The sequence below is a fragment of the Rhodococcus sp. 14-1411-2a genome (assembly GCF_002259485.1).
Lineage (GTDB): Bacteria > Actinomycetota > Actinomycetes > Mycobacteriales > Mycobacteriaceae > Rhodococcoides.
In genome coordinates this window covers 182,998-193,816 of the sequence record NZ_NPGA01000020.1, presented here as the reverse complement: position 1 = coordinate 193,816, position 10,819 = coordinate 182,998, and the positions used below count along the sequence as shown (strand labels likewise).

Sequence of the window (10,819 nt, the reverse complement as noted above, 5' to 3'; positions counted from 1 at the left end):
TATGGCTGCCACCTTCGAAGACATTGCCAAAGGCAAATACGTACTGCTGACGACGTTCAAGAAAGACGGCACAGGGGTTCCGACTCCGCTGTGGGGTGCCCTCGACGGGAATCGGCTGCTGGTCTGGACGGTGGCCGATTCGTGGAAGGTGAAACGGATTCGCCGCAACCCCGCAGTCACGCTGGCACCGTGCGACATGCGCGGTAACCCTCAGGGCGACGCGGTCGACGCACGGGCCGAGATTCTCGACGCGGCCGAGACGGAGAAGGCTCGCTCGGCGATCGCGTCGAAGTACGGACTCATCGGATGGCTCACGGTCAAGGGAAGTGTGCTGCGACGGGGCAAGAGCGGTTCCGTCGGATTGGCGATCACCGCCACCTGAGTTGCGAGCGGTGCCATCGTTCGCATGCGCGGTTCCGAATGCTTCGTGAGGCAGCTTCCCCTGCTGCCGGAATGGAGCACCACGTGCCAATCGCAGTGACCGATTACAACCATGTTCGCCTCACCGTCAGTGACATCGAACGGTCCCGGTCGTTCTACGACTCGGTGTTCGGCTTCGACGTCGCGTACGCCTGGGACCCCGACGCGGACGAAGAGACCAAGAAGGCGCTGTGGTTCCTCTTCGGCGGCGTCATCTACAAATTCGGTGGTGGCCTGCTCGGTCTGCGCCCGGTCGCACCGAGCGACGACACATTCGCCGAGGACCGTTGCGGACTCGATCACCTCAGTTTCACCGTCGACACCCGCGCCGCCCTCGAGGACGCCGTGAAGACACTCGACGAGTTGGGTATCGCGCACGAGGGCATCAAGGACGCCGGGCCCGGACTGTCCATCGTGGAGTTCCGCGACCCCGACAACATCGCACTCGAGCTCTCCGGCCCCGACAAGTAGGTCGCGCTACCGAGCCCTACTGCGCGGCGCTCACCGACGACATGTGAAAGTCGGGGATGCGTAGCGGCGGCATCGCCGTGCGAGTGAACCAGTCCTTCCACTCGCGCGGCAGTGTCGCCTCCGTTGCGCCTGCCTCGGTGACGCGTCGCAACAGATCGAGCGGGCTCTCGTTGAAGCGAAAGTTGTTCACTGCGCCGGTGATCCGACCGTCCTCGATGGCGTAGACCCCGTCTCTGGTCAGCCCGGTGAGCAGCAGCGAGGTGGGATCGACCTCTCGGATGTACCAGAGAGTGGTCAGCAGCAGGCCCCGCTCGGTTGCGGCAACCATCTCGGCCAGCCGAGTATCGGTGCCGCCGGTCATGACGAGATTGTTGCCCGGCACCGCGACGGGTGCGCCGAACTTCTGCGCGGCGGCACGCGGGTAGGACAGGGCCGCGACCGAACCGTCGCGCACCCAGTCGACCCGCTCGATGTCCATGCCGTTGTCGAACACCGATACCGCATCACTCGACGAGCCGGCGATCACGAACGGCGCGTACTCGAGTCCGGATGCGCGTGGGTCGGAGTACAGCGTCAGCGGCAGGTCGGTGAGTTTCTCACCGACTCTCGTTCCCCCGGCCCGCGAGAGAGCGGTGCGGCCTTCCTGCGCTCCACGGCCTTCCATGGTCCACATCAGGTAGATCATCAGGTCTGCCACCGCCGACGGGGGCAGCACAGTCTCATAGCGACCGGCGGGCAGTTCGATGGTGTTCCGGGCCCAGCCGAGCCGGGTGGACAGCTCCGCCAACATCGACTCGGCCGACACGTTCTGGAAGTCGGTGGTTCCGGTGCCCACCCAGGCGCTCGCACCGGATCGCTTTCCATTGATCTCGACCGATCCGGTGGGCTGTGTGAAAGTACGACGCACCCCGGTCGAGGTTCCGAGCCAGACGTTGTCGACGGTGTGCTGCGCGAATCCGTACAGCGCGTCCTCACCATCGAATCCGACGTTCAATTCCGTTGCCAGCGAGCCGAACACGTCGACCGACGTATGTTGTGCTCGGCGGTCCCAGTCGTGCGGGTCCGAGACCGACTCGCGAGGCAGCAAGGGCATCGCGTCCTCGGCGGGCTCTGCCGATCGCGCCGCCGCCTCGCTGGCCCGAACCACTGCCTCGATGTCGTCCGGATCGACACTCGTCGACGACACGGTGCCGACTCGAACGGTCGTTCCGCCGGCTCCACTCCTGCCCCGAACGACGTCGGCCTCTCGCACGATCGAGATCACCTCCCAGCGCCGGGAGGTGGCAATTCCGTTGGTGGTCATGGAGTTTCCGGCCCACCGCAGTGTTGCATCGCTGGAGTCGGTGACGATCACGATGGTGTCGTCGACACTCGCGCAGGCGAGTGCACGTTCGATCACGAGCTGCGGCGCGATCATCGACCTGCCTCCGATCGGGTGTTGAGGACGTTGACGCCGCGGAACAACGCGACGGGGCACCCGTGGCTTACGGCGGCCACCTGCCCGGGTTGGGCCTTGCCGCAGTTGAATGCGCCGCCGAGTCGCCACGTGGACGGTCCGCCGAGCAGTTCCATCGAGCCCCAGAATTCGGTGGTCGTCGCCTGGTACGCCACGTCACGCACCTGGCCGTCGAGCACGCCGTTGCGGATTCGGTAGAAGCGTTGGCCGGTGAACTGAAAGTTGTAGCGCTGCATGTCGATCGACCAGGACTTGTCTCCGACGACGTAGATGCCGTCCTCCACCTCACCGATGACGTCGGCGGTGGAACGATCGACATCGGGGTCGGGCTGCAGCGATACGTTCGCCATCCGCTGGATCGGAACATGATGCGGAGAATCGGCGTACGAACATCCGTTGGACCGCTCCAGACCGAGTTTGGGGGCGAACACTCGATCGAGTTGGTAGCCCACCAGTGTGCCGTCGCGGACCAGGTCCCATCTCTGCGACGCCACTCCGTCGTCGTCCCAACCGATGCTGGCCAGGCCGTTGATCTCGGTCCGGTCGGCGGTGACGTGCATGATGGGCGATCCGTAGCGCAACGTCCCCAACTGGTCCGGGGTCGCGAACGACGTGCCGGCGTAGGCGGCCTCGTAGCCGATGGCACGGTCGTATTCCGTTGCGTGCCCGATCGACTCGTGAATGGTGAGCCACAGGTTGGTCGGATCGATGACGAGATCCGTTGGGCCTGCCACGACGGACGGTGCCTTCACCTTCTCGGCCAGCCATTCGGGGATCCGGGCCAGCTCGTCGGCCCAGTCCCACGTGCTGTGCTCGCCCAGGTACTCCCAGCCTCGTCCGACGGGTGGCGCGAGGGTGCGCATGGTCTCGAATGCACCGGCGGATCGATCCACCGTGGTGGCCTCGAACTGGGGATGCAGTCGCACCCGCTGCTGCGTGATGCCGCTGCCGGCCAGATCCGCGTAGAACGACTGCTCCTTGACCTGCAGAACCGAGGCGGTGACGTGATCGACGCCGTCCGACGCCGCCAGCCGGGACGAATACTCCGCCAGCAGTGCCACCTTCTCGGCGGTGGGTACCTCGAACGGGTCGATGTCGTACTCCGACACCCACGTCGCATTCGAGTACACCGGCTCGGAGGCGAGTTCGACGCGTTCGCGATTGAGCGTGCGCAGCGCTGTGGCCACCTCGACCGCACTGCGGGCCGTGGCTGCGGCTGCGTCGGTGCCGAGTTCGGCGTGCGATGCAAAACCCCAGGTGCCGTCGACCACGACCCGTACGGCGAGGCCGATCTCCCCGGCGTCGATTGCGGATTGGACGGAGCCGTCGCGCAGCGATATCGACTGAGTCGTCAAGCGCTGCACGCGAACATCTGCATGCGTTGCCCCGGCCGAGCGGGCCGCGCTCAGGGCGGCGTCCGCGAGGGCCTGCAGGGGCAGAGCAAGGAAGTCGGCGTCGACCGATCGATCCGATTGTCTCGTCACGCCTGAAGACGCTAGCCGAATTGTTGCCATCCGAGTCGGACCACCATGCCCACGACCACGACGAGCAGGACGATTCTCACGAATCCGGCACCGCGGGCGACCGCCGTTCTTGACCCGAGGACGGCACCGAACACGTTGCACACCGCCATGGCCGCTCCGAGCTGCCAGTAGACACTGCCGGTGATGGCGAAGAAGGTGAGGGCACCGACGTTGGACCCGACGTTGATCACCTTGGCCATCGCGGCGCTGCGCACGAACTCGGTTCCGAGCATCGTGGCGAAGACGATGATCAGGAACGTTCCGGTACCGGGCCCGAGAATGCCGTCGTAGAAGCCGATTCCGGCGGCTGCGCACCCGATGACGACCAGAACTTTGCGATGGGTGGGCGGCGACGATGCCGCGCTCAGACCGATGGTCGGACGGCAGGTGACCAGTACGGCCACACCCACGAGAACGACCATGATGATCGGGATGAACAGCTCGCGATCGATCAACGACACCGCAGCAGCACCGGCTGCCGAGGCCACGGCGGCGAGAACGCCGGCCGGAACCAGCACCGCCCAATTCAGCGAGACCTTCCGCGCGAAGGTGACGACGGCGGCGACCGTACCGAATACGGCAGTCGCCTTGTTCGTCGCCAGCGCTGCCTGCTGCGTGAGCTGAGGTGCCACGAGAAGGATCGCCGGCAGCAGGATGAGGCCACCTCCGCCCACCACGGCGTCGACCCAACCGGCGGCCGTGGCCGCGACCATCAGCAATCCCCAGTCGGCAGCAGTCATACGGCAAACTCAATCACATGCGTCGATTCAGTCTGTGGCTCCGTGGGCAGCCGTTCGTGGCCGATGCCCTGCTGGCCGTCGGGCTGTTCGTCGTCGACATTCTGGTGTTCGTCAGCTCGGTCGACGGTCTGAACGGGCCGTTGTTCCTGGTCTTCTCGGTCGTGCTGACCATTCCCGTCGCGTGGCGGCGGCGTCTGCCCCGCACGATCGCAGCACTGACTCTCGTCACCACGCTCGGCTCCGACATAGCGGGCAGCCTGGTGGGCGATGCGTACAACGGTCACCCGGCAGCGCTCGCCCTGCCGATCATGCTCTACACGCTGGTCGCGTACGTCGGTCGAGTTCAGGGCGGCGTCTATGCCGCCGCACTCGCCGTGTACACCGCCGCGAACCTGCTTCTGTTCGCCCAACCGGTGTTCACGACACTGCTGTTCAGCGCGCTGATGTACGCCCTGTCGTGGGTTGCGGCGGAATTTCTCGGTGCCCGCCGGGCGTACGACGAAGCGACTCAGGCCCGACTCGTCGTGGCCGAGTACGACAGGGACCGACGCGCCGAAGAGGCCGTGCTCACCGAGCGCACTCGCATTGCACGCGAACTGCACGACGTCATCGCCCACAGCGTCAGTGTCATGGTGGTGCAGGCCGACGGCGCCTCGTACGCTATCAGGCGCAATCCCGATCGCGCAGAGCAGGCCGTGGCCAACATCTCCGCAACGGGCCGTTCGGCATTGGCCGAGCTGCGTCGAACGGTCGCGTTGCTGCGGACCTCGCCCGACTCGGACGACATGCCCCAGTACGGCACCGCCGGTCTGGCCCGTGTCGTGGAGATGATGGGTCGCGCCGGATTGAACGTCGAGCTCGAACAGACCGGAAACCTGGACGACATCAGTCCGGCGATCAGCCTGGGAGTGCACCGGTTGGTGCAGGAATCGCTGACCAACGTCCTCCGCCACGCCGGTCACGCGCCACGCGCTGTCGTCAAGGTGGTTCGCGGAGAAGATGCGGTCACCGTCGAGATCTCCGACAACGGCTCCGGCGCACCACCGTCCGAGGACGGTGGTGGACACGGACTTCTCGGAATGCGCGAGCGAGTAGCGGTGCTTCGAGGCACCCTGCACGCCGGGCGGACGCCGCACGGCAATTGGCTCGTGCGGGCAACGCTGCCGATCGAGTGAGGGCTAGGTTGGGTCGGTGCCGATCACCGTTGTCGTCGTGGACGACCAGGAACTCATGCGCATGGGATTGAACATGGTGCTCGAGGCGCAGGACGACATCGAGGTGGTGGGGGAGGCCTCGGACGGGGCGGGTGCCGTCGAGGCCGTCGCCAGACTGGCACCGGCGGTAGTGCTGATGGACGTCCGCATGCCCGGCATCGACGGCGTCGCCGCCACCCGCAGCATCACCGAATCGGGTTCGGACGCCAAGGTTCTGGTGATGACGACCTTCGATCTCGACGAACACGTCCTCGGGGCACTCCGGGCAGGGGCCAGTGGATTCCTGCTCAAGGACACTCCACCCGAGGACCTGGTCTCCGCGATTCGCAGCGTGGCCGCAGGCGATGCCGTCGTCTCGCCGAAGGTCACCAAGCGTTTGCTGTCGAGGTTCGTCGAGCAGTCCGTGTCGACCACCGATGCCGCCGTTCTCGATGCGCTCACCGGACGCGAGCGCGAGGTGCTGGTGCACTTGGCTACCGGCTTGTCCAACGCCGAGATTGCGGCCGCCCTGCATCTGTCCGAGGCGACGATCAAGACTCACATCGGCCGAATCCTGACGAAGTTGGACGTCCGCGATCGAGTCCAGGCCGTCGTCGTGGCGTACGAAACCGGCCTCGTCCGGCCGGGTTCCTGAGAATCTGCCGACAAATACGGCAAGTCGGGAGCTATTTCGATGCCCCGCGCGTTGTACCGGTGAAGCGAAGAAAGGACCGTCATGCTCGCTCTGTTCGTACTCTATATCGTGGTCGAGGTCGCAGCGCTGGTCGCCGTAGGAAGCGCGCTCGGTGTGCTCTGGACCGTCGTGCTGCTGATCGGTGGATCGCTGGTCGGGTCACTCCTCGTGCGATCGCAGGGCAGACGTGTGTTGGACGGTCTGCAGCGGGCATCGCGAGGCGAGCGATCGGCCGGCGGTGCCGTGGCCGACGGCGCTCTCTTCGCCGCAGGGTCGGTCGCGATGTTCGTGCCCGGCCTGGTGACCACGGTGATCGGGTTGCTGCTGTTGATCCCGCCGACCAGGTGGCTACTGCGCCCAGCAGTGATGTGGGCCGCCGCGCGCTGGTTGCCACAGGTCGCTACCGCCACCCGGCGCATGCGCCCCACCGTCATCGACGGTGAGATCCTCGACGACAGCACGCGAGCACCGAATGCATCCGGTTCTGCGCCGATACTCGAGGGACAGGTGATCGAGGCCGACCGCTTCGATCCCGCAGCCGGGGATTTCCGGAAGCCACACCGGTAGGGGCAGACTGGTCGTTCGTGACCACCGAATTGTTCTGCGGCGGACGGATCTACAGTCCGATGGCCTCCGACGCCACCGCCATGGCCGTGACCGATGGAATCGTCAGCTGGATCGGTGAGGACCGCACCGGGCGAGCGCTGCATCCAGGAGTCCGCATCACCGACTTGGCGGGCTCCTTCGTGGCACCGGCGTTCGTCGACACTCACGTGCACGTCACCGATCTGGGTCTGTCGCTGATCGGACTCGATCTGTCCGGCTGCACTTCGCTCGAACACTGCCTGCGGGTGCTTGCCGAACACGCATCATCGTCCTCGGACGCACTGATCTGGGGACACGGCTGGGACGAAACCGGGTGGCCCGAACATCGTGCACCGTCCACAGCCGACCTCGATGCGGCAGCTCCTGGTCGTCCGGTGTACCTCACTCGCATCGATTCGCATTCCGCCGCCGTCTCGACGCCGTTGCGCGTCGCCGCGACCGGTATCGAATCCGTCACCGGCTTCTCGGAGCAGTCCCCGCTCACCGCTGCCGCGCATCACCTCGCGCGGCAGACAGCGCGGTCGATGATCACGCCCGGTACCCGCGCTCTGGCTCGAACAGCTGCGCTCGACAGTGCTGCGGCGCAGGGAATCGTCGCAGTCCACGAATGTGCCGGTCCGATCGTGTCGGGTATCGACGACTTCCGTGAACTGATGGCCGCCGAACACGGGGTGGAGGTTCGCGGATACTGGGGCGAGCTGGTCGAGACGGTCGAGCAGGCGCGGCAGCTGCTCGGCGACACCGGTGCCCACGGACTGGCCGGCGACATCTTCGTCGACGGCTCGCTGGGGTCGCGGACCGCGTGGCTGTCGTCGCCCTACGCCGACGGCGCCGGATCGGGTGCCCCGTACGAGGACGTCGATGCGATCGCCGCACACATCTCGGCGTGCACGACCGCCGGGATACAGGCGGGTTTCCACGTCATCGGCGACGCGGCTGTGTCGGCTGCCGTCACAGCGTTCGAGCGGGTGGTGGCCGAGCTCGGAACTCCTGCCGTCGCCGCGTGCGGGCATCGGCTCGAACATCTGGCGATGGTCGCACCCGAACAGGCCGAAAAATTGGCCTCGTGGGGCACCATAGCCAGCATGCAACCGATGTTCGATGCCCTGTGGGGCGGTTCGGACGGGCTGTACTCGGCGCGACTCGGCGCAGGTCGTGCGTCGGCGCTCCATCCGTTCGCGCGCCTGGCGTCGGCGGGGGTGGCGCTCGCATTCGGTTCGGATGCGCCGGTCACCCGACTCGATCCGTGGGCGACGATCAGAGCCGCGGTCAACCACCGCACGCCGGGCAGTGCCATCTCGCCTCGGGCCGCTTTCTCTGCCGGTACCCGCGGAGCCTGGCGTGCGGGCGGAGTCCGAGACGGATTGGCGGGAACGTTGGTGCCGGGAGCGCCCGCGTCCTTCGCGGTGTGGGAGGTCGACGAACTCGTCGTCCGAGCGCCCAAGGACAGCGTGCAACGCTGGTCGACGGACCCCCGTGCGGGGGTATCTCCGTTGCCGGGTCTCGACCCGTCGTCCACGAGCCCACAGTGCTCGATGACCGTCCATCGTGGGCAGGTCATCCATGAGAACTGAGTCCACCTCGGGTGTCGAGGCCGGGGCCTCGTCGGCGGGGCGACTACGACGAGCCTCGATGTCCACTGCACTCTCCGTTGCCGGTGGTGCCCTGATATTCGCGAGCTTTCCTCCGCGAACCCTGTGGTTTCTGGCACCGCTCGGAATCGCGCTGCTGGCCCTCGTCCTGACCGGCTTCGGCGGCCGACGTCCGTTGTCGCTGAAAGCGGGATTCGGCTACGGCTGTGCCGCCGGACTCGGATTCTTCGTTCCACTGCTCCCGTGGATCGGTGTCTACGTGGGACCGATGCCCTGGCTGGCGCTCGCCGTCGCCGAGTCCGTCTTCGTCGGCTTGTTCGGAGTGCTCGGTGTGGTCGCAGCACGGAGTGCCTGGTGGCCCGTGTCGATGGCATTGGCCTGGAGCCTGACCGAGTGGCTCAGATCCAGTGTTCCTTTCGGCGGTTTCCCGTGGGGCCGGTTGGGGTTCGGACAACCCGAGGGCTGGCTGCTTCCCTTGGCGAGCATCGGGGGTGCACCGTTGCTCAGTTTCGGTGTGGCACTGACCGGAACCGGAACGGCCGCGCTGCTGGTCGCGAGCAGTCGGCGCGACGGAGTGCGTTCGTTCCTCGGGCCGGTCGCCGCCACGACGGTCGCGTCCATAGCGGCCGTGGCGCTGCTACCCACGCTGCACAGCAACGACGCACCGGAAGGCGACGAACGGACCGTGACGATCGCAGCCGTCCAAGGAAGCGTTCCGCGTCTGGGTCTGGACTTCAACGCACAGCGGCGAGCGGTGCTGGACAATCACGTCCGTGAAACGATGAGTTTGGCCGCCGACGTCGAGGCAGGCAGGCAACCTGCCCCGGATCTCGTCGTGTGGCCCGAGAATGCGTCCGACATAGATCCATTGAGAAATGCCGATGCCGCAACTCTCATCACACAGGCGTCCGTGGCTGTGGGGGCTCCGATTCTCGTCGGGACCGTACTCGTCAATGCCGATGGCACGAACACGAATTCGGTAATTGCGTGGAACGGTACGGACGGGCCCGGTGAGCGGCACGACAAGAAGATAATTCAACCGTTCGGCGAATACTTGCCATTCCGAAGTTTTTTTCGATTGTTCTCGGAATATGCCGACCGAGCGGGTTATTTCGTTCCCGGTAACGGAAACGGAGTTGTCCGCACCGGGGGAATAGCAGCCGGAATAGCGACCTGCTACGAAGTCGCATTCGACCGTGCCCTCGAGGAATCGGTCCGATCGGGCGCGGAGTTCATCGCAATTCCAACCAACAACGCGACCTTCGGCGACACCGAAATGACCTACCAACAACTCGCGATGTCCAGGGTGCGCGCCGTCGAGCACGGAAGAACTGTCGTGGTGGCCGCGACGAGTGGTGTGAGCGCGATCGTGGCACCGGACGGAGAGGTTCTGCAGGATTCGCCACTCTTCACTCCCGACGTGCTGGTTTCCAGTGTTGTACTGCGACAATCCCTCACCGTCGCGACACGACTCGGCTTCGGATCGGAACTGGTGTTGTGTCTGGCAGCAGTCGCAGCCCTCGGCGCGACGCTCGTGGTCGGGCGCCGCCGCTCCGCCTCCTGAAACAATCGTCGAGTCGGTAAACGGCGGGTCGATCAGAACGACAGGTCCGATACGGGTCGGACAATGCTGTGCGACGCGGCGTGAGCAGTCATTCGTTCGACCGAATAGCGCCTGTTCGGGTGGCACTCGGGGTCACTTCTGTAACAGGCTGGAGTCGGCGATCGATGGTTCTTATGATTACTGCACAAAAGAATCCTGCCGATGTTGTATCTTTGAAAGCCGCTGGGATGCTCGACGCGGAATTTCGGGTCGGCTTTCGGCGGTTGGCCGACGGTCTCGTGTGTGTATGTGAGTGCAGCACGAACGCCGACGTGGTCGAACGTGTCGTACGCCTGGTGGGGAGGGGAGTTCATGTCGGACAGGACGTCGAATTCGAGAGTCACCACGCACTCGGTTTGCGAACTCGAGGTTGGTTCTCCTCGGTAGAACCGTACCCTTTCCCTGTTTCAATCCAGTGGGCCGTGCGCGACGAATCGATACGACGGCATATCACCACCGAACGTGTGTGAATCGACACGAACGCAGACCAGAACGGAAGCCAGAATTGCTCAATCGCGCGC

At 65.5% G+C, this 10,819-nt stretch carries 10 protein-coding genes; 7 read left to right on the top strand and 3 right to left on the bottom strand.

Going from position 1 to position 10,819, the window contains the following annotated elements; all coding sequences use genetic code 11:
* Window position 1 precedes the first annotated feature (1 nt).
* On the top strand, window positions 2-382 hold the full coding sequence (locus CH291_RS21885; protein ID WP_094682774.1) for a PPOX class F420-dependent oxidoreductase: 381 nt from the start codon (window positions 2-4) through the stop codon (window positions 380-382).
* A gap of 83 nt (window positions 383-465) precedes the next feature.
* Window positions 466-891, top strand: a complete 426-nt coding sequence (locus CH291_RS21880) for a VOC family protein (RefSeq protein WP_032398478.1) — start codon at window positions 466-468, stop codon at window positions 889-891.
* Window positions 892-907: 16 nt separating this feature from the next.
* On the opposite strand, the gene CH291_RS21875 is transcribed toward CH291_RS21880, so the two are convergent.
* Genes CH291_RS21875 through CH291_RS21865 form a run of 3 tightly spaced genes read right to left on the bottom strand, consistent with a single transcriptional unit; the run spans window position 908 to window position 4,610 of the window.
* Entirely contained in the window at window positions 908-2,308 is a 1,401-nt protein-coding gene (locus tag CH291_RS21875) for a metallopeptidase TldD-related protein (protein WP_094688648.1), read from the bottom strand.
* Window positions 2,305-3,861 carry a TldD/PmbA family protein gene (locus CH291_RS21870; protein WP_094688646.1) on the bottom strand — a complete coding sequence of 519 codons (1,557 nt, stop codon included), beginning with the start codon at window positions 3,859-3,861 and terminating at the stop codon, window positions 2,305-2,307. The genes CH291_RS21875 and CH291_RS21870 overlap by 4 nt, the downstream gene beginning before the upstream one ends.
* Window positions 3,843-4,610, bottom strand: coding sequence for a TSUP family transporter (locus CH291_RS21865; protein ID WP_094688644.1), 768 nt, complete (start codon window positions 4,608-4,610; stop codon window positions 3,843-3,845). The genes CH291_RS21870 and CH291_RS21865 overlap by 19 nt, the downstream gene beginning before the upstream one ends.
* Window positions 4,611-4,627: 17 nt before the next feature.
* On the opposite strand from CH291_RS21865, the gene CH291_RS21860 reads away from it, so the two are divergent.
* The 5 genes from CH291_RS21860 to lnt all read left to right on the top strand — a co-directional run bounded on the left by CH291_RS21860 (window position 4,628) and on the right by lnt (window position 10,259).
* Window positions 4,628-5,785 (top strand): sensor histidine kinase, encoded by a 1,158-nt coding sequence (locus tag CH291_RS21860; RefSeq protein ID WP_068050546.1) that lies wholly within the window; start codon window positions 4,628-4,630, stop codon window positions 5,783-5,785.
* Window positions 5,786-5,801: 16 nt separating this feature from the next.
* Window positions 5,802-6,458: a response regulator gene (locus tag CH291_RS21855; RefSeq protein ID WP_094641786.1), complete on the top strand. Its 657-nt coding sequence runs from the start codon at window positions 5,802-5,804 to the stop codon at window positions 6,456-6,458.
* 81 nt (window positions 6,459-6,539) lie between these two features.
* Window positions 6,540-7,064 (top strand): FxsA family protein, encoded by a 525-nt coding sequence (locus tag CH291_RS21850; RefSeq protein WP_094688642.1) that lies wholly within the window; start codon window positions 6,540-6,542, stop codon window positions 7,062-7,064.
* 17 nt (window positions 7,065-7,081) lie between these two features.
* Window positions 7,082-8,677: an amidohydrolase gene (locus tag CH291_RS21845; protein ID WP_256980940.1), complete on the top strand. Its 1,596-nt coding sequence runs from the start codon at window positions 7,082-7,084 to the stop codon at window positions 8,675-8,677.
* A 58-nt stretch (window positions 8,678-8,735) separates the two neighbouring features.
* Window positions 8,736-10,259: an apolipoprotein N-acyltransferase gene (lnt, locus tag CH291_RS21840; protein ID WP_094688640.1), complete on the top strand. Its 1,524-nt coding sequence runs from the start codon at window positions 8,736-8,738 to the stop codon at window positions 10,257-10,259.
* Window positions 10,260-10,819 lie beyond the last annotated feature (560 nt).